This window comes from Pseudomonas psychrophila (genome assembly GCF_001043005.1).
GTDB lineage: Bacteria > Pseudomonadota > Gammaproteobacteria > Pseudomonadales > Pseudomonadaceae > Aquipseudomonas > Aquipseudomonas psychrophila.
Genome location: NZ_JYKZ01000019.1, coordinates 1 through 19,220 on the forward strand (window position 1 = coordinate 1; position 19,220 = coordinate 19,220).

Annotated in this window: 18 protein-coding genes; 9 read left to right on the top strand and 9 right to left on the bottom strand. The window is 57.8% G+C overall.

Annotated elements, in window-relative coordinates; all coding sequences use genetic code 11:
* The 3 genes from TU76_RS25290 to hutC form a co-directional block, all read right to left on the bottom strand.
* Positions 1-162 (bottom strand): hypothetical protein (locus tag TU76_RS25290; protein ID WP_151121094.1); only part of this gene is annotated, 162 nt, incomplete at its 3' end.
* 357 nt (positions 163-519) lie between these two features.
* Complete coding sequence (locus tag TU76_RS23565) at positions 520-1,098, bottom strand: HutD/Ves family protein (RefSeq protein WP_048352593.1); 579 nt, start codon at positions 1,096-1,098, stop codon at positions 520-522.
* Positions 1,095-1,805, bottom strand: a complete 711-nt coding sequence (gene hutC, locus TU76_RS23570; protein ID WP_173667408.1) for a histidine utilization repressor — start codon at positions 1,803-1,805, stop codon at positions 1,095-1,097. Before hutC ends, TU76_RS23565 begins: the two co-directional genes overlap by 4 nt.
* 146 nt (positions 1,806-1,951) lie before the next feature.
* On the opposite strand from hutC, the gene TU76_RS23575 reads away from it, so the two are divergent.
* Positions 1,952-3,316, top strand: a complete 1,365-nt coding sequence (locus tag TU76_RS23575; RefSeq protein WP_048352594.1) for a formimidoylglutamate deiminase — start codon at positions 1,952-1,954, stop codon at positions 3,314-3,316.
* A gap of 45 nt (positions 3,317-3,361) precedes the next feature.
* On the opposite strand, the gene TU76_RS23580 is transcribed toward TU76_RS23575, so the two are convergent.
* Positions 3,362-5,293, bottom strand: a complete 1,932-nt coding sequence (locus TU76_RS23580) for a RecQ family ATP-dependent DNA helicase (protein WP_048352595.1) — start codon at positions 5,291-5,293, stop codon at positions 3,362-3,364.
* Positions 5,294-5,495: 202 nt separating this feature from the next.
* Here TU76_RS23580 and TU76_RS25010 point away from each other — a divergent pair, with 202 nt between their 5' ends.
* The 3 genes from TU76_RS25010 to TU76_RS23590 are packed head-to-tail and all read left to right on the top strand — an operon-like array spanning position 5,496 to position 6,379.
* Positions 5,496-5,768: a BrnT family toxin gene (locus tag TU76_RS25010; protein ID WP_082136561.1), complete on the top strand. Its 273-nt coding sequence runs from the start codon at positions 5,496-5,498 to the stop codon at positions 5,766-5,768.
* Complete coding sequence (locus TU76_RS23585; protein WP_046810581.1) at positions 5,728-6,006, top strand: BrnA antitoxin family protein; 279 nt, start codon at positions 5,728-5,730, stop codon at positions 6,004-6,006. Before TU76_RS25010 ends, TU76_RS23585 begins: the two co-directional genes overlap by 41 nt.
* A 22-nt stretch (positions 6,007-6,028) precedes the next feature.
* Positions 6,029-6,379 (top strand): DUF1493 family protein, encoded by a 351-nt coding sequence (locus TU76_RS23590; RefSeq protein ID WP_048352596.1) that lies wholly within the window; start codon positions 6,029-6,031, stop codon positions 6,377-6,379.
* Positions 6,380-7,059: 680 nt separating this feature from the next.
* On the opposite strand, the gene TU76_RS23600 is transcribed toward TU76_RS23590, so the two are convergent.
* The 3 genes from TU76_RS23600 to TU76_RS23610 form a co-directional block, all read right to left on the bottom strand.
* The gene (locus TU76_RS23600) at positions 7,060-8,601 is read right to left on the bottom strand and encodes a phosphoenolpyruvate carboxykinase (RefSeq protein ID WP_019821763.1); all 1,542 of its coding nucleotides are present in this window, start codon (positions 8,599-8,601) and stop codon (positions 7,060-7,062) included.
* A 179-nt stretch (positions 8,602-8,780) separates the two neighbouring features.
* Positions 8,781-9,683: an Hsp33 family molecular chaperone HslO gene (gene hslO, locus TU76_RS23605; RefSeq protein ID WP_019821764.1), complete on the bottom strand. Its 903-nt coding sequence runs from the start codon at positions 9,681-9,683 to the stop codon at positions 8,781-8,783.
* Positions 9,684-9,828: 145 nt separating this feature from the next.
* Positions 9,829-10,236: an RNA-binding S4 domain-containing protein gene (locus tag TU76_RS23610; protein WP_019821766.1), complete on the bottom strand. Its 408-nt coding sequence runs from the start codon at positions 10,234-10,236 to the stop codon at positions 9,829-9,831.
* A 235-nt stretch (positions 10,237-10,471) separates the two neighbouring features.
* On the opposite strand from TU76_RS23610, the gene rimB reads away from it, so the two are divergent.
* Both rimB and rimK read left to right on the top strand, forming a co-directional pair.
* Positions 10,472-10,954, top strand: a complete 483-nt coding sequence (gene rimB, locus TU76_RS23615; RefSeq protein WP_019821767.1) for a retropepsin-like aspartic endopeptidase RimB — start codon at positions 10,472-10,474, stop codon at positions 10,952-10,954.
* Positions 10,951-11,856 (top strand): 30S ribosomal protein S6--L-glutamate ligase, encoded by a 906-nt coding sequence (gene rimK / locus TU76_RS23620; protein ID WP_016783140.1) that lies wholly within the window; start codon positions 10,951-10,953, stop codon positions 11,854-11,856. Before rimB ends, rimK begins: the two co-directional genes overlap by 4 nt.
* Positions 11,857-11,912: 56 nt before the next feature.
* Here rimK and TU76_RS23625 read toward each other — a convergent pair whose 3' ends face one another.
* The gene (locus TU76_RS23625; RefSeq protein WP_019821770.1) at positions 11,913-13,226 is read right to left on the bottom strand and encodes an ATP-binding protein; all 1,314 of its coding nucleotides are present in this window, start codon (positions 13,224-13,226) and stop codon (positions 11,913-11,915) included.
* A 114-nt stretch (positions 13,227-13,340) separates the two neighbouring features.
* Complete coding sequence (ompR, locus tag TU76_RS23630) at positions 13,341-14,081, bottom strand: osmolarity response regulator transcription factor OmpR (RefSeq protein ID WP_019821773.1); 741 nt, start codon at positions 14,079-14,081, stop codon at positions 13,341-13,343.
* A gap of 358 nt (positions 14,082-14,439) precedes the next feature.
* Between ompR and TU76_RS23635 the strand changes: the two genes are divergently transcribed.
* The 3 genes from TU76_RS23635 to gshA all read left to right on the top strand — a co-directional run bounded on the left by TU76_RS23635 (position 14,440) and on the right by gshA (position 18,928).
* Entirely contained in the window at positions 14,440-16,761 is a 2,322-nt protein-coding gene (locus TU76_RS23635) for a Tex family protein (RefSeq protein WP_048352598.1), read from the top strand.
* Positions 16,761-17,144, top strand: coding sequence for a PaaI family thioesterase (locus tag TU76_RS23640; protein WP_019821776.1), 384 nt, complete (start codon positions 16,761-16,763; stop codon positions 17,142-17,144). Before TU76_RS23635 ends, TU76_RS23640 begins: the two co-directional genes overlap by 1 nt.
* Positions 17,145-17,344: 200 nt before the next feature.
* The gene (gshA, locus tag TU76_RS23645) at positions 17,345-18,928 is read left to right on the top strand and encodes a glutamate--cysteine ligase (RefSeq protein WP_048352599.1); all 1,584 of its coding nucleotides are present in this window, start codon (positions 17,345-17,347) and stop codon (positions 18,926-18,928) included.
* The last annotated feature ends 292 nt before the right edge of the window (positions 18,929-19,220 follow it).

The following is a 19,220-nucleotide window of genomic DNA, read 5'->3' on the forward strand; positions in this document are numbered from 1 at the left end:
CGGGTTCTCGGCCACTTGCGGGTCGAGGTTGTTCATCAACATCCGCAGCGGCGCTTCGGTCATCCAGCTTTTAGCAGTGAGCTGGGTGCCACGGGCGGCGCGGATTTCACCATCACGGTGACGGGTGAACTCAGCAGGCGATTTTGGGGTAGTTGAAGTCACGGGTAACTCCTCAGCGATAGTCGGATGCGTCGGGTGTGAGAAGAGGATCGACGCACACTTATGTACTTGTACATACAAGCATATGCAAGTTAGCGGCCAATGTGTGAAATTCGCAAATGAAAAAGTTTGAGAGCCCGAAAACACAGGCTAAAAACCGTGCGCCAGGTTTGTGAGAAGAGAACGAATGATTCGCAGGAGTGTTACTGAGGAGGGTGCGCGCGCTGAATTGGGGCGTTCGGTAACAGAGCGTGTAGCGTGTGTAGTCGCTGCCGCAGGCTGCGAAGCGGGACGTGGGCGCCCAAGAAAACGGGTTGCTCCGCAACCCTTCGCAGCCTGCGGCAGCGACTACATGGCTAGTTAGACCGTGCTCAACTCAATCACACAGCACAAGCCTGTTACCGTCACTTCCAGCAACTCGCGATTGCCGCTCAGTTGCAGGCAATCGTAACGGCCCAGGTGTTCGTGACAGCGACTACCCAAGGCCACGTGTACAGATTCACCCCCACTGAAAACCACCAGTGTATGCGCCGAACTGAACAAGCGCTGCGGGGTTGTCGCTTCCAGCCATTGCAGCCGCGCGGTGTAGCGTTGCGGGGCGTAGATCAGGTTGAAGTCGCGGATCGGTCCATCGATCAGGGTGCAGGCGACGGCGCTTTCACCCTTGAACGCAAAAGCATCGAACGGTAACAGTGCCCGCGTGCTCACACCGTCGACTTGCAGGTTCATGCCTGCGCCTTGCAGCACGCTGATGATTCGCTGATAGCCGTCAAAACGTGAAAAGCCGCCGGACTCGCCAATGTCCGCAATCGACAGGCGCCAGCCAAAGCCATCAAGGCCCTCGCCTGCGTCACGGGTGATTTCTTCAGTGCTACCGCCGCCGTTTTTCCACGGCATGCGCGGGTAGTCGACGGCACGTAAAACTACAGGCTGACTCATTTATTGAAACGTCCTTCAAGTCGATGACGGGAACCGGGGTGAATCAATCGGGCGGCGGTCACAGGCTGACGACCCGACCAGGTGCGGCGGCGAATCAGCAGGCACGGCTCGCCGGGCTCGATTTGCAGTAACTTGCACTCTTTGGGGTCAGCCAAAATCGCCTCAACCACGTGCTCGCCCTCAGTCAGCGGCGCGACTTGGGACAAATAGGCGTAAGGCGTTTGCTGGGTGAAATCCTGCTTGAGGTAATCCGGTGCCACCAGGGCATTGACGAAACGGTCCTCGATTTGCACGGCAATTCCGTTCTCGTAGTGCACGATCAGTGAGTGAAAAACTTTCTGCCCTTCACGCATGTCGAGCACAGCGGCACGTTCCGAGCCGGCCATTTCTTCACCCAGACTGATGACCTTGCAGCTGTGCGTATGCCCACGAGCTGCGATTTCATCGGCGATGTTGTTGACCTCAAACAGCGCGGACTGCGTCTTGGGCTCAGCCACAAAGGTGCCCACGCCCTGCATGCGCACCAGCAAGCCGTCGGCGGTCATTTCACGCAGCGCACGGTTGATGGTCATGCGACTGAAACCCAGTTGGGTCACAAGCTCGCTCTCGGAGGGCACACGATAATGCGGCGGCCAGTTTCCACTCTGGATCTGCGCAGTGATCATTTGCTTTACTCGGGCGTAAAGCGGGGCCGGGCTATCGCCCATGTGGGCGGCCAGCGGGGACACGACAGGCGGAGTCGACACAGGCAATCCTTGGTAATGAGTTAAGAGTCGTAGCTTGCCGGAGTTTACCGAGCAGGCAAACGTCTGTATATGTATATACAAATTACAAGCAATGGGGTACCGAACCGATGTCCGTCTTCTTTGCCGAGCGCGCGCTACTGCCTACAGGCTGGGCTACCAATGTCCGCATCGAGGTCGGTGCCGATGGCTACTTGACCCGAATCCAGGCCAATGCCGACGCGCACGGCGCCGAACGGCTGAACGGCCCATTGCTGCCGGGCATGCCGAATCTGCACTCCCACGCATTCCAGCGGGCCATGGCCGGTTTGGCCGAAGTGGCGGGCAATCCCAACGACAGTTTCTGGACGTGGCGCGATTTAATGTATCGGCTCGTCGGAAAAATCAGCCCTGAGCAGCTCGGCGTTATAGCTCGTCAGTTGTACATCGAAATGCTCAAGGCAGGTTACACCTCGGTAGCCGAATTCCATTACGTACACCACGATCTGTCAGGTCAGCCCTATGCCAATCCGGCAGAGCTGGCGCTGCGCATCAGCGAAGCGGCACGCTCCACTGGCATTGGCCTGACTTTGCTGCCCGTGCTTTACAGCCACTCGGGCTTTGGCGGCCAGGCACCCAATGACGGTCAGCGACGCTTTATCAACAGCACCGAGCACTATCTAAAGCTGCAGGAGCAGTTAAAGCCGCTGCTGGCCCAACAGCCGGCACAAACCCTGGGTTTATGCTTTCACTCGCTGCGCGCCGTCACCCCCGAGCAAATCCACGAAGTGCTGCAGGCCAGTGACACGACCTGCCCGGTGCATATCCACATCGCCGAGCAGCAAAAGGAAGTCGACGATTGCCTGAGCTGGAGCGCCAAGCGTCCGATCCAGTGGCTGTACGACAATGTCGAGGTCGATCAGCGCTGGTGCCTGGTGCATGCGACCCACGCCAACGCTGCCGAAGTCCAGCTGATGGCGCAGAGCCAGGCCGTGGCCGGGTTGTGCCTTACCACCGAAGCCAACCTGGGTGACGGCATTTTTCCGGCCGTGGATTTCCTTGCTCAAGGCGGGCGAATGGGCATTGGCTCGGACAGCCATGTGTCCCTGAGCGTGGTTGAAGAGCTGCGCTGGCTGGAATACGGCCAGCGCTTGCGCGATCAGCGCCGCAACCGGATGTATCGCAGCGATCAGCCAATGATCGGCCGAACGTTGTACGACGCGGCACTGGTGGGCGGCGCTCAGGCAATGGGCCAGGCGGTTGCCGGATTGGCCGTGGGCCAGCGCGCCGACTGGTTGGTGCTTGACGGTAACGACCCGTACCTGGCCACGGCTCAGGACGATGCGATTCTTAACCGCTGGCTGTTTGCTGGCGGCGACCGTCAGGTGCGTGACGTATTGGTCAACGGCCAGTGGGTGGTGCGCGACGGCCGTCATGCCGATGAAGAAGTCAGTTGCCGCGACTTCACCCGGGTGCTGCGCGAGTTGTTGGGGTAACAAAAACCTGCGGTCGCCCTCGCCGCCTGCGGCAGCGACTACCTGTTAACTCAGCCCTTTCACCGCCCATTCCCGGACCTCGGCATAGGGGTAGTTCTCCAATGCCGCAAAACCTGGAATGGCACGCGCTTTCATCTTGGTGAACATCGGCACGCTGATCCCGCATAAAAACCGGGTCAGGCGTTCTGCCGGGGGATAACTTCCCGTGAACTCCTGATGCCTGTGGATAAAAGCACCGCACAGCGCTTCGAAGTTTTTATCCACAAGCGGCATCAGTGCGGGTGGCTCCGGTAAGTGAGCGACCTGCCCTGCACACACTGAACAATGGCCGCACTGCTGCGGCGCCTGCTCATCCCCAAAATACTGCGCCAGCCGGTAGCTCAAGCAGGTTTCACTGGCGAACAGCGCCAACATGGCGTGAATCCGCGTAATCTCGCCACGCTCGTGAGCCGTGAAGTAGGCATGCAGCTCCAGGCTCAGAGCCTGGGCATCAAAATCTTGAACCAACAGGCTATAGACCTCGGTCATCTGCTTGCTTTCAAGTTCGATCCAACCCTTCTCCTGAAAGTAATCCAGCGCTTTGACCACCCGGTTCCGGTCGGCCTGATGCTGGCTGTACAGCGCGTCGAAATTCACCGTGGCCCAGGTTCTGGCACGACTGGAAGTCTGAATGATGGCTGAGACGAATTGCTGACGCTCGCCTTCAAACTTGGCCAGCAACACATCGGGTTCGATCAGGAACTTGAAACGATATTCGGCGAAATAGGCATAGCGAGGGGCAATCAGGCCACGCAGTTCCAACTGGACCAACAAAGTCTTGAGCGGTAACTGACGAATGTTGCTCTGATCGGACAGAGGCAGCAGCATGAATTCCCACTGACCTTCAGCAATCACCTCACGCAACTCATCAAGCACACAGCGAATGCCTTGAAACTCCGGCGTGTCGCCGTACACAAAGTTTTCCAAAACGTTGAGGCTGTCGCGATTGGCCAGTACCAGGCACTCGGAGGGATCGCCATCGCGCCCGGCGCGGCCGATTTCCTGGCTGTAGTTTTCGATCGACTTGGGCAAGTCGAAATGCACCACGTTGCGGATGTCGCTCTTGTCGATGCCCATGCCAAAGGCAATGGTGGCAACGATGCAATTCAACTGCCCGCCCATGAACTGGCGCTGAATGCCCTCGCGCTGATCGTGGGGCAAACCGGCGTGATAGGCGTTGGCGCTGATCCCGTTCTGGTTCAAGTGCTGGGCAATGTGCTCGGCGGTCTTTTGCAGCGTGACATACACAATGCTCGGCTGGCCGATACGCTCGCCCATCCACTGCACCAGGCGCTGACGCTTGGCGGCGCCAGTGACGGGCTCGACCCACAGATTGAGATTGGCGCGGTAGAAACCGGTGGTGATGACGTCCGACTCGGCAATCGCAAATTTGACCTGCATGTCAGCGATCACATTCGGGGTCGCGGTAGCTGTCAGCAGCAGCGCTTGCGGGATATTGAACTGGCGCTGGTAGTCCGGAAGCTTCAGGTAGTCCGGACGGAAATTATGCCCCCACTCGGAAATACAGTGCGCTTCGTCCACCACCAGCAGGGAAATCGGCACTTGCTGCAAAAAGTTACGAAAGCGCTCGTTCTTGAGGCGCTCGACCGAAATCATCAGGATCTTCAACTCGCCCGCTTTCGCCCGGGCCATGACGGCGCTTGCCTCGTCGCGGCTTTGCGCCGAATCGATGCTGGCCGCTGCAATCCCGTGGCGCTGCAAAAAAGCCAGTTGGTCCTGCATCAGGGCCAACAGCGGCGAAACCACTAGCGTCAGGTGAGGCAACAGCAACGCCGGCAGTTGGTAACACAGGGATTTACCCGATCCCGTAGGGAAAATCGCCGCCGCCGAACGCCCGGCCAACACGGCACTGATCGCCGCTTCTTGCCCGGCACGAAACTGTGGATAACCGAAGACCTGTTCCAGGGTGTTGTGCATGACTGTCACTCCTTTGACCGTTGCAAAGCGCAAAACTCTACGCCAGGTTTGCAGCCGATCGAGAAAAGGCCGGGGGCAAATTGAGAGGGGATGATACAGGGTCGAGCCAAGATGCCTTGAATAACCCTTTGTCAGGAGAAAACGCAGAGTTTGGCAACAACTGGATTTTGCCAGTAGTATTTATTGTGCATACGATAAATTGATGCAAATAACCTACGACATCACCAAACGCAACAAGACGCTAATCGAGCGAGGCCTTGATTTCGCTGACGCAAAAACCCTATTTGCAGGTCATCACTTCACATCTGAAGACTCACGCCAGGATTACAGCGAAGTCCGACTAATCAGCATCGGCCTGTTACAGGAGCGCATGATTGTTTTGGTCTGGACACCGCGCGGCGCGGACCGCCGTATTATTTCCATGAGGAAAGCCAATGAGCGCGAACAAGCACTCTACGCCCATCGACTGGGTTGACCCGGATGACGCGCCCGAACTGACAGAAGCCTTTTTTGAAGCTGCCGACGAGTTCAAAGGTCCGCTGTTGATTAAACGCGGCAGACCCAAGGCGGACAAAGTGCTCACACGAATCACCATCCGTCTTGCTCCCGAAGTCGTAGAGCAATTCAAGGCCTCCGGCCCCGGCTGGCAAACACGCATGAACGCAGCACTGGCTGACTGGTTGAAGAGTCATTCGCCAGGAGAGATTCCTTGAAACTCATTTCGGACTTTTGATAATGAAACTCGCCACCGACCTCCCGGACACCCCCATCCTGCGCGAGCTGATGCAGTTGCTGCATGAAGAAATCGGCCTGCCGGAACACAAAACCATCAGCCTAAAAACCGCGATCAACGCAGATCTTGGCTGCAATGGCACCGATGCCCAGCATTTGATGGAAGCTCTTGAGGAGCGTTTCGGGCTCGAATTGGCGGACTATGATGCCTACCGCTACTTCCAGCCTGCGGGCAACGACCCGCATCTCAAGCGCAAGGCCAAGGGCCGCGAGGGCAAAGTACCCTTGACCATCGGCATGCTGTACGCGGCGATCAGAAGCGGCCATTGGGATACGCAAAGCCTGGAAGCTTAGGCGAAACGTTCTGTGGTGAGCCTGCTCGCGATGCAGGCGATGCGGTTTATCCGAATGATCGCGGTGATGCCTTCGCGAGCGGGCTCGCTCCCACTTCAACTTTGGCGCCTACAGAATTCGAGCCTTGCAGGGAATATTGTGGGAGCGAGCCTGCTCGCGATGCAGACGACGCGGTTTATCCGAATGATCGCGGTGATGCCTTCGCGAGCAGGCTCGCTCCCACTTCAACTTTGGCGCCCTGAAGAGTCGAGCTTGCAGGGATTATTGTGGGAGCGAGCCTGCTCGCGATGCAGACGATGCGGTTTATCCGAATGATCGCGGTGATGCCTTCGCGAGCGGGCTCGCTCCCACTTCAACTTTGGCGCCCTGAAGAATCGAGCTTGCAGGGATTATTGTGGGAGCGAGCCTGCTCGCGATGCAGGCGATGTGGTTTATCCGAATGATCGCGGTGATGCTTTCGCGAGCGGGCTCGCTCCCACTTCAACTTTGGCGCCTACAGAATTCGAGCCTTGCAGGGATTATTGTGGGAGCGAGCCTGCTCGCGATGCAGGCGATGCGGTTTATCCGAATGATCTCGGTGATGCTTTCGCGAGCGGGCTCGCTCCCACAAGAACTGCACAGGCACAAAAAAGCCGCCCTCTCAGGCGGCTTTTTTATGGATCAACACACTGACCGAATGCTTACGCCTTCGGACCCGCTGCCTTGATCGCGTCGCTGACGTCGAACTTCTTGAAGTTCTCTACGAACAGGCCAGCCAATGCCTTGGCAGCTTCGTCGTAGGCAGCTTTGTCTGCCCAAGTGTTGCGTGGGTTGAGCAGAACAGTGTCAACGCCCGGCACGGCCAAAGGCACGTCGAGGTTGATGGTGTCCAGGTGCTCGGTTTCTACGCCAATCAGAGCACCGCTCTGGATCGCTGCAATCACGCCACGGGTGGTCGGGATGTTGAAACGCTTGCCAACGCCGTAGCCACCGCCGGTCCAGCCGGTGTTAACCAGGTACACCTTGGAGCCGAAGCCGCGGATGCGCTTGATCAGCAGCTCAGCGTATTCGCCAGCCGGGCGCGGGAAGAACGGTGCGCCGAAGCAGGTGGAGAACGTCGACTTGATGCCGCTGCCCGAACCCATTTCAGTCGAGCCCACCAATGCGGTGTAGCCAGACAGGAAGTGGTAGGCCGCCTGTTCTTCGCTGAGGATCGACACAGGTGGCAATACGCCAGTCAGGTCGCAGGTCAGGAAGATCACAGCGTTTGGCTCGCCGCCCAGGTTCTTCTCGGAACGCTTGGCAACATGCTCCAGAGGGTAAGCTGCGCGGCTGTTCTGGGTCAGGCTGACATCGGCATAGTCAGGGTGCTTGGCATCGTCGAGAACAACGTTTTCCAGCACGGCGCCGTGCTTGATGGCTTTCCAGATGACCGGCTCGTTCTTCTCGGACAGGTCGATGCATTTGGCATAGCAACCACCTTCGATGTTGAACACCACACCTTCGCCCCAACCGTGTTCGTCATCACCGATCAGGTAACGGCTTTCATCGGCGGACAGGGTGGTTTTACCGGTACCCGACAGGCCGAAGAACAGGGTCACGTCGCCTTCTTCGCCAATATTGGCCGCGCAGTGCATAGGCAATACGTCAGCAGCAGGCAACAGGAAGTTCTGTACCGAGAACATGGCTTTTTTCATTTCACCGGCGTAACGCATGCCGGCGATCAGCACTTTTTTCTGGGCGAAGTTGAGGATCACGCAACCGTCAGAGTTGGTGCCATCACGCTCAGGTACGCACTCGAAGTTGGCCACATTGAGCACTTGCCACTCTTCACGACCGGCCGGGTTGTACTGAGCCGGATTGATGAACAGGCAACGACCGAACAGGTTCTGCCAGGCAGTCTGGGTGGTCATTTTCACGGCCAGGTAGTGGTCTTCGGAAGCACCTACATGCACGTGGGAAACGAAATGCTCTTGCGCGTTGTTGAAAGCCTCGACGCGGTCCCACAAGGCATCGAACTTGTCGGCCGGGAACTTGCGGTTGATCGGGCCCCAGGCAATGGATGCCTGAGTGGACGGTTCTTCAACAATGAAGCGGTCAGCCGGTGAACGGCCTGTACGGTGGCCAGTTTCGACAACCAGTGCGCCATTGTCGGCAAGCTCGCCTTCACCACGGCTCAGGGCTTCTTTGACCAGATCGTCGATGCTCAGATCGGTGTACACGGCGTTATTAGCTTGCGTCATGAGGTTCCCCGTCGGCCATTGGCCGAGTGCGCCAAACGTTTTGTAGTAGAAAAGTTTGCACTACTACCGCGAAAAAAGTGGGCCGGATTATGCCAGAAAACCCCAAAAAGAGTAGGGCCCACCTGTCAGAACCGCGCAAGAACGGGGTTTGACAGGTGTTTTACCTAGGCTGAATCGTTTTAGTGATGAGTGCCAGAAGGGGATTCGACACCAGCGCCAGCGAATAATTGATCGACATCGGCGGCATCAAACAGGTAGCGCTCGTTACAAAACTGGCAGTCGATTTCGATATGACCGCCATGTTCGGTAACCAGGGTCAACGCGTCTTCATGACCCAGGCTGGTCAGGGCATTACCCGAGCGCTCACGGGAGCAGCTGCATTTGAATTCAATGGCTTCGTTGTCAAACAAGCGCACTGTTTCTTCGTGATACAGACGGTGCAGGATGGTTTCGTTGTCCAGCCCCAGCAGCTCTTCAGCCTTGAGGGTATCGCCCAACATCAGCAACTTGTCCCAGCTGTCGACTCGCTCGTCTTCATCCTTGACCACGTCGGCAGGCAACTGCTGCAGGAACATGCCACGGGCACGCTTGCCATCAGCAACCAGCCAGAAGCGGGTTGGCACTTGCTCAGACATTACGAAGTAGTTGGTGAAGCAGTCAGCCAGGGTTTCGCCGTTCAGGTCCACAATCCCCTGGTAGCGTTTGCCAACAGTAGGATCAATGGTAATGGCCAGTACGCCGTTAGGCAGCAGATCGGCCAGAGTGGCATCCGGAGCAATGCTGTCGGCGTCGAAACGGGCCAGACCGCGTATCTCACGGTCGCTGGTGCACTCGATCATCAACAGCGGAACCGGGCCTTCGGAACGGGCCTGCAGGCTCAGCAAGCCATCGATTTTCTGGTTGCCCACCAGCAACGCAGCGGCGGCCATCAGCTCGCCCAGCAACTGCTGGACCGGCTGTGGGTAAGCGTGCTTGGCCAACACGTCAGCGTAGCTGTGCTCCAGCGAAGCCAGTTCGCCGCGGGCGTCGCTGGTATCGAACATAAAGCGTTGTGTGGCATCGGTTTTGAGTATGTCGGACATAAGAATAAGGTTCTGAATTGGTGACAAAATGTGTACGGATCGTTGAATGTCGTGCAGGTCTAAGGACCTTATATGGCGCCATGCAGGGATGATTACAAGTTATGCGCACACAGACTCGACGTACGGTTTGCGAACAGCGGTCAGCTCACTCGGCACCACTGGCGTCATGGAATTGATGCAATTGGCGTCGTTGTTTCTTGGTTGGCTTTCCATCGGTGCTGATGCCCATTGCACCGGATTTGCGCATAGCCGCCGCGTTTTCGCGCTTGGCGATGCTTTGTTCGGTTTCGGCGTACAACAATTGAGCCTCGGGAGCGCCTCGACGCACCACTGATAACGCTTTGACTTCCACAGTACGCTCTTCAAGACCTACACGGACCTGCAACTCATCGCCCAAGCGTGGCTCTTTGCTCGGTTTGCAGCGCTCACCACGGCAATGCACCTTGCCGCTTTCAATCGCGGCTTTGGCCAGTGCACGAGTTTTGTAAAAGCGCGCTGCCCAGAGCCACTTGTCCAGGCGAACCTTGTCGTCCTCTTCCTGTTTTTGCGCCACTGGAATTCCTCTTCATTTGAATATTCAGAACTGTACTACTACTTACGATGAACAACTGAAGCAATCAGCCCGATAGAATGCCTGCCTGCTGAACAGCGTACACGTAGATAACTGTCGCCATTTACCGGATATTCTGCGTGAATACCCTTTCTACACCGCCAAGTCGGCATCGCCGATTGTTTTACCTGCAGGGTTTCTCCTGCAGCCTGAATACGTTAATCGCTGGTTACTTATATTGAAGACTTTTGATCACTTGACCGTTGTCGGTCTGCGCGAGTGGGTGGCGCTTCCCGATTTGGGAGTTGCCGGCCTGCGGGCGAAAATCGACACCGGTGCCAGTACCTCCAGCTTGCACGCCACCGAGATCGAGCCTTTTGAGCGCGAGGGTGAAAAGTGGGTACGTTTCAATGCCCATTTGGGCACGCTGGTACAGCTGCGCCACCGCCGCTGTGAAGCCCCGTTGGTGGCCATAAAAACCATAAAAAGCTCCAATGGTCACACCCAGGTTCGCTATGTCATCCGTACCGGCCTGGCGCTGGGCGATCGGGTCTGGCAGGTCGAGTTCACCCTCGCCTGCCGCAAATCGATGCGCTACCGCTTATTACTGGGCTCAAAAGCCCTGATTGACGGCCAACTGGTCGTCAATCCAGAACATAAATACGTTCAAGACAAGCCGGTGTTTCCGGTCACTACTACCTCTGCCACAGGTGTTGCATGAAGATCGCTGTGCTGTCGCGTAACCCGCGTCTGTATTCCACTCGTCGTCTGGTTGAAGCCGGTACCGAACGAGGCCATGAAATGGTAGTGATCGATACCCTGCGCGCCTATATGAACATTGCCAGTCATAAGCCGCAGATTCACTATCGCGGCAAGCCGCTGGAAGGCTTCGATGCCGTGATCCCGCGTATTGGCGCCTCGGTCACATTCTATGGCTGCGCGGTGCTGCGTCAGTTCGAAATGATGGGTGTTTTCCCGCTCAATGAGTCGGTAGCGATTGCCCGTTCACGCGACAAGCTGCGCTCGTTGCAACTGCTGTCGCGTCGTGGCCTGGGTTTGCCGGTGACCGGTTTTGCCCACTCCCCTGATGACATTCCCGACCTGATCGAGATGGTCAACGGCGCGCCACTGGTGATCAAGGTACTGGAAGGCACCCAAGGCATCGGCGTGGTGCTGTGTGAAACTGCGACTGCGGCCGAATCAGTGATTGAGGCCTTCATGGGGCTCAAGCAAAACATCATGGTGCAGGAGTACATCAAGGAAGCGGGTGGCGCCGATATTCGCTGCTTCGTGGTTGGCGACAAGGTAATCGCGGCCATGAAGCGTCAGGCCAAACCTGGCGAATTCCGCTCCAACCTGCACCGGGGCGGTAGCGCCAGCCTGATCAAGATCACTCCTGAAGAGCGCATGACCGCCATTCGTGCGGCCAAGGTCATGGGGTTGAGTGTGGCGGGGGTCGATATCTTGCGCTCCAACCATGGTCCACTGGTGCTGGAGGTCAATTCTTCGCCGGGCCTGGAAGGGATTGAAACCACCACTGGCAAGGATGTGGCCGGGATCATCATTCAACATCTGGAAAAAAACAGCAGCCCGCATATGACACGGACCAAGGGCAAAGGCTAACCACGCATCAAACCCTGTGGGAGCGGGCTTGCCCGCTCCCACAGAGCCAGAAAAAGCTAGACAGCCCCTCTTGGCAACATCAGCCCCAGCGGCAGGCGTACACGGGCTTCCAGCCCGCCGCCGCTGCGGTTGCGCAACTCGACATTGCCGCCATGCATGGAGGCAATCCGCTTCACGATCGCAAGTCCCAACCCAGTGCCTTTGCCACCACGAGCACGATCACCACGAATGAACGGGTTGAAGATGTCTTCAAGCTCCGAAGGGTCAATGCCTGCGCCCCGGTCCATCACGCTCAGCACCACGTACGGTGCACTGACGTCTCCAGACACATAAGCCGCAACCTCAACGTCTTCGCCCGCATGGTGCAGGGCATTGCCGATCAGGTTGTTGAGCAGGCGTTTCATCGATACCCGCCGCAACGCAAACGGCTGGATCGGCTGTAAGCGCAAGCGAACCTGCTCACCGTTCTGGTTGTAGGGCGCTACCACTTCGCGGATCAAATCACACAGATCAACTTCTTCGACCGGCTCGTCACGTCCATCACGGATAAAGGCCAGGAACTGATCGAGAATCGCATCCATGTCTTCAATGTCACGCACCATATCGTCTGAAAGGTCGCTGTGGTTGCCCATGAGCTCAAGAGAAAGGCGCAAACGGGTCAACGGTGTTCGCAGGTCATGGGACACGCCCGCAAGCATCAGTTCACGCTCACGGCCTGCCTGTTCGACATCTTCAGCCATTTGATTGAAGGCGCTGTACACCTCGGTCATCTCGCTGGGAGTGTCACTTATTGGCAAGCGCACACTGCGCCCCTGCCCCAGTTGACGAGCTGCATACACCAGACGCTTGAGCGGCTGGTTGAGCTGACTGACGAAAATCCATGCCGATGCTGTGGATAACAAGCCGATTGCCAGGAACCATCCCAGCACATTCCAGATTTTCTGCCCGCGAAGCGGATGCGGATACAGCGGCACTTTCAACCAGCCCTCACCCAGGCTGGGCGCACGCACCCACAGAGCAGGAGACGTATGCATGCGCAAGCGAACTTCGGTATCGGGACCAAGTTCGTCTTGCATCTGACGTTGGTAGATTTCGCTGTAAGGCCAGTGTTGCTCACCCTCAGGCACACCACCGCCCACGACGCGTACCAGATCAACGGCATCGATAATCTTGTTGCGGTTTTCCTCATCAGCGGCCCAATAGGCGCGCAGGGTCAGTGCCACACCGTGACTGTACTGGCGGTCGACCAATACGTCTTCGTTCATGAGCAGGTAAACCAGCGTCAACGCCTTGGAAAACAGAACGACTATCAGGACAAGCCAGAGAGTGCGAGAGAAGAAACTTTGGGGAAACCAGAGAGGGGTTTTCATAGACAGCCGTTTTTACACTTTGCAGGAGCGAGCCCCAAGGCCCGCAAAAAAATGAATCGCGAGCCACGCAGGCACCGGACGGCACCTGCATGACTCGCTCCTACAAATGATCTGTCACTTGGTCGCGTTACCATCCGGCACGAACACATAACCTACGCCCCAGACGGTCTGGATATAGCGCGGCTTGGACGGATCAGGCTCGATCATGCGACGCAAACGGGAAATCTGGACGTCGATTGAACGCTCCAGCGCATCCCACTCGCGACCACGGGCCAGGTTCATCAGCTTGTCACGGGTCAATGGCTCACGAGCATGCATGACCAATGCTTTAAGCACCGCAAACTCACCCGTGGTGAGCATGTGAACTTCGTCGCCACGCTTAAGCTCGCGAGTAGCCAGGGACAACTCGTAATCACCGAAGGTTACGCTTTCGTCTTCACTGCCCGGCGCACCCGGCACTGGAGCCGACTGGCGGCGCAATACAGCTCGCACCCGCGCCATCAGCTCATCGGGGTTAAACGGCTTGGCCAGGTAATCATCGGCGCCCAGTTCCAGACCCTTGATGCGGCTCAGCTCGTCGCCTTTTGCTGTAAGCATGATGATGGGCACCCGGTTGCCCGCTGCACGCAGGCGGCGGCAGGCAGACAAGCCGTCTTCGCCGGGCAGCATCAAATCCAGTACCACCAGGTTAAATACCTCACGAGCCAGCAAACGATCCATTTGCTCGACGTTCGGCACAGCCCGAGCACGATAGCCCTTGCTGACGAAGAAACGTTCCAGCAGGCTGCTCAGCCCTGGATCGTCATCAACGATGAGAATTTTTTCGCCTTCAGCCGTTTGTGCAATGCTGCTCATTAGATGCTCCTGTGATCTCGGCGCGCATTATGGCTTAGCTGCTGTCATACGCATGGTGTGCATTGTTAGCAGATTTTTCCTCTACAAACAGCAGACCCATCAATGAGGCCGCAGCCCGCAGTCCCCTGAATCCGGGAACGCTGGTTATAATGCGCCGCCTTTTGTGTCAGGCAACCTCGAATTTTCAATGGTTGTGGCAGGATTTATTTTTTCAACACCTGCCGTAATTTGCTGATTTCACGGGTCAACAGGCTGCCCTTTTGGCCCAGGTAGCGGCGCCCTCCGGGCCGCTCAACCAGCCTCGCAGGCCTTCAAGCCCGGGCCTGCGAGCCTGCATCACAATTTGTCAGGTGGTTTTATGGACAGCATCAACAGCCGCATCGCCGAAGAACTTGGCGTGCGCCCGCAGCAGGTCGAAGCGGCCGTCGCTCTTCTGGATGAAGGCTCCACCGTACCCTTCATTTCTCGCTACCGTAAGGAAGTGACCGGCAGCCTGGATGACACCCAGTTACGTCATCTGGAAGAACGCCTGCGCTATCTGCGTGAACTCGACGAACGGCGCACAAGCATCCTCGCCAGCATCGAAGAACAAGGCAAGTTGACGCCAGAACTGGCCCGCGATATCAAACTCGCCGAGACCAAAACCCGCCTCGAAGACTTGTACCTGCCGTACAAGCAAAAACGCCGCACCAAGGGCCAGATCGCCCTGGAAGCCGGCCTTGGCGAACTGGCTGATGGCCTGTTCAACGACCCGACACTCAATCCTGAAACCGAAGCTGCCCGTTTTGTCGACGCAGACAAAGGTGTGGCGGACGTCAAGGCGGCCCTCGATGGCGCCAAGTACATTCTGATGGAGCGCTTCGCCGAAGACGCCAGCCTGCTGGATAAACTGCGCAGTTTCCTCAAGCACGAAGCCATTCTCAGCGCCCGTGTTATCGCTGGCAAAGAAGAGGAAGGCGCCAAGTTCCGCGACTACTTCGAACACGATGAGCCGCTCAAAAGTATGCCGTCGCACCGTGCCCTGGCGATTTTCCGTGGCCGCAATGAAGGTATTCTCAGCTCTTCGCTCAAGGTGGGTGAAGAACTGCCTGGCACCATGCACCCCGGCGAGATGATGATTGCAGAGCGCTTCGGCCTGCAAAACCAGAACCGCCCGGCTGACAAGTGGCTAAGCGAAGTTGTGCGCTGGACCTGGAAGGTCAAGCTCTACACCCACCTCGAAACCGACTTGCTGGGTGAATTGCGCGACGGCGCCGAGACCGAAGCGATCAACGTATTCGCCCACAATCTGCACGATTTGCTGCTGGCCGCGCCGGCCGGCCCACGGGCCACACTGGGGCTGGACCCGGGCCTGCGTACCGGCTGCAAACTGGCCGTGGTTGATGCCACCGGCAAAATGCTGGAATACGCCACCGTTTACCCGCACGTACCGCACAACAAGTGGGATCAGACCATCGCCGTCATGGCCGCCCTGTGCGCCAAGCACTCGGTCGAGCTGATTGCCATCGGTAACGGTACCGCCAGCCGCGAAAGCGACAAGCTGGTCGCTGACCTGATCAAGAAATACCCGGCGCTGAAAGTCACCAAGGTGATGGTGTCCGAGGCCGGTGCTTCGGTGTATTCGGCCTCGGAACTGGCCGCCAAGGAATTTCCGGATCTGGATGTATCGATCCGTGGCGCAGTATCGATCGCCCGCCGCCTGCAAGACCCGTTGGCCGAGCTGGTGAAAATCGACCCTAAATCCATCGGTGTCGGCCAGTACCAGCACGATGTGTCCCAGCTCAAGCTGGCACGCGGCCTGGACGCAGTGGTGGAAGACTGCGTAAACGCCGTGGGCGTGGACGTAAACACCGCGTCCGTGGCGCTGCTGGCCCGCATCTCGGGCCTCAATGCCACGCTGGCGCAAAACATCGTGAGCCATCGCGATGAAAACGGCGCTTTCAAAACCCGTGCCGCACTGAAAAAAGTCAGCCGCCTGGGCGAAAAAACCTTTGAGCAGGCCGCCGGCTTTTTGCGCGTCATGAATGGCGACAACCCGCTGGACAGCTCGGCGGTTCACCCCGAAGCCTACCCGCTGGTCAAGCGCATTGCTTCGGACACCGAGCGCGACATTCGCTCGCTGATCGGCGACGCGAGCTTCTTGAAGCGCCTCGATCCGAAGAAGTTCACCGACGAAACCTTCGGTCTGCCGACTGTTACCGACATTCTGCAAGAGCTGGAAAAACCCGGCCGCGATCCGCGTCCCGAGTTCAAGACGGCTGAGTTCCAGGAAGGCGTGGAAGACCTCAAGGACCTGCAACTGGGGATGATCCTGGAAGGCGTGGTGACCAACGTGACCAACTTCGGTGCTTTCGTCGATATCGGCGTGCATCAGGACGGCCTGGTGCACATCTCGGCATTGTCCGAGAAGTTCATCAAGGACCCGCGCGAAGCCGTGAAAGCGGGTGACGTGGTCAAGGTCAAGGTCATGGAAATCGACATCCCGCGCAAACGCGTTGGCCTGTCGATGCGCATGAGCGACACACCGGGTGAGAAGATCGACGGCGCCCGTGGCGCACGCCCGGGTTCCGCCCCACGCCAGCAAAGCACTGCGCCACGCAAAGAAACGGTTGCCGCAGCGCCGAGCAACAACGCGATGGCTTCGCTGTTTGCCAACGCCAAACAGCTGAAGAAACGCTAATGACGCTCCCGGACGGCCTGACCCAAAGCGCTTTCAGCACGTTGATCGGTTGCCGCGTGCAGTCGCTGGAAGACGGTGTAGCGCACGTAGCGCTCAGCCTGGAGCCGCAACTGCGCAACCGGGGCGGCAAGATGCACGGTGGCGTGCTGTTCAGCCTTGTGGATATCAGCATGGGGCTGGCGTGTTCCAGCGCCCATGGGTTCGATCAACAGAGCGCAACCATCGAGTGCAAGATCAACTACATCCGCGCGGTGTCTGACGGCGAGGTGCTGTGTATCGCCAAAGTCATCCATCCCGGGCGACGTACGCTGGTGGTCGAAGCGGATGTATTCCAGGGCGACAAACTGGTCGCAAAAGCACAAGGCACGTTCGCTGTCCTGTAGCCGCCACAGGGTCATTTGAGTTAATTTCGGTACTGCTGACGCGGTGCCGAAATGCGCTTGAAGCGCTCAGGGGCCGAAACAGGGACGGGGCCAAAGCAATATCAACAAAAGCCAGGCGACCACGCCGGTTTCAACTTCACCCTTGTAGACCGTCCTGACCACCCCCATATTGGGGCGACTGACGCGTGAAGGAATCCAACTTGAGCCAACTTCTCAACCGCCGCCTGGCTCTGCTCAGCGAGCGCGCTAACCTCACTCTGCTTGGGCAATGCCTGCATGGCATCGAGCGCGAATGCCTGCGCGTCACGCCTGATGCACGCCTGGCTCAGACCCCGCACCCAGAAGAATTGGGCTCGGCGCTGACCAACGATCAAATCACCACAGACTATTCAGAGTCGCTGCTGGAGTTCATCACCCCGGCCCTGCCCGATCCGGCAGAGACGCTGGCCAGCCTCGACAAGATCCACCGCTTTGCCTACAGCAAGCTCGGTAACGAGTTCCTGTGGAGCCCTTCGATGCCGTGTCCGTTACCGGCCGAAGAAGACATCCCGATTGCCTACTACGGCACGTCCAATATCGGGCAGCTCAAGTACGTGTACCGCAAGGGCCTGGCCCTGCGATACGGCAAGACCATGCAGTGCATCGCCGGTATCCATTACAACTTCTCCCTGCCCGAGGCCCTGTGGCCCGTGCTGATGCAGGCCGAAGGGTTCGTGGGGACCGAGCGCGACTATCAATCGAACGCCTACATCGCCCTGATTCGTAACTTCCGTCGTTACAGCTGGCTGCTGATGTACCTGTTCGGCGCCTCGCCAGCACTGGATGCGGGCTTTTTGCGCGGCCGTTCTCACCAGTTGGAACAACTGGACCCGGATACGCTCTACCTGCCGTACGCCACCAGCCTGCGCATGAGCGACCTGGGTTACCAGAGCAACGCCCAGGCCGGCCTGACACCGTGCTACAACAACCTGGACAGCTACACCGACAGCCTGCGCAAAGCAGTGGCCACGCCTTACGCACCCTATGTTGAAATCGGCACGCACAAGGATGGCGAATGGGTGCAGTTGAACACCAACATCCTGCAAATCGAAAACGAGTACTACTCCAACATTCGCCCCAAGCGTGTGACGTACACGGGTGAGCGTCCGATTCAGGCCCTGGTGTCACGTGGTGTGCAGTACGTTGAAGTGCGTTTGCTGGATATCAACCCGTTCCTGCCAGTGGGCATCGACCTGCCGGAGGCCCGCTTCCTGGATGCCTTCCTGCTGTATTGCGCGCTGCAAGAGAGCCCGCAATTCGATAGCCCGGAATGCGGCAGCTGCACGTCGAACTTCCTGAGCGTGGTCAAGGAAGGTCGTCGTCCGGGCCTGCAATTGCAGCGCGATGGTGAAGCAGTCGACATGAAGGAATGGGCGGCAGAACTGCTGGAAAAAATCGCTCCACTGGCCGCCCTGCTCGACCAGAGCCACGGTGGCGATCACCACAGCAAAGCAGTCGACGAGCAGTTGGCCAAAATCAAGGACGTGTCACTGACGCCGTCTGCCAGAGTGCTGGCCAGCATGACCGAGCACAATGAAAGCTTCGCCCAGTTCTCCATGCGCCAAAGCCTGGCTCACGCAGAGCTCTTCCGCAGTGAACCGTTGAGCGCAGAAGATCAGGCTGCATTCGAAGAAAAAGCCCGCAAGTCACTGCTCGAACAAGCCGAGACAGAGAAGATTGAAGAGGGCGATTTCGATTTATTCGTGGCCTCGTATCAGGCAAGTATTCTGGCGATCAGTAACTAAATAAACCCTCACCCTAGCCCTCTCCCGGAGGGCGAGGGGACTGATCGGTGGTGTTCGTGCGAGCGCGGGCGGTCAGTTCCTACGCCCACTGAGGCAATGGACGGCTTCCGCGTTTTGAAGCGAAGCGTACTGTGCACCGTCACTGAAAAAAACAGTGACCGGGCATGAGAATCCGATGAACAATATCGAACTGAACGCCATCGCAAGATGGCATTCATTGTGTACAGTCCAACGTGTTATGGCGGCTGTGCGCGGGAGGCCTTTGTGCCTGCCGGGGTTCCTATTGTCCCGA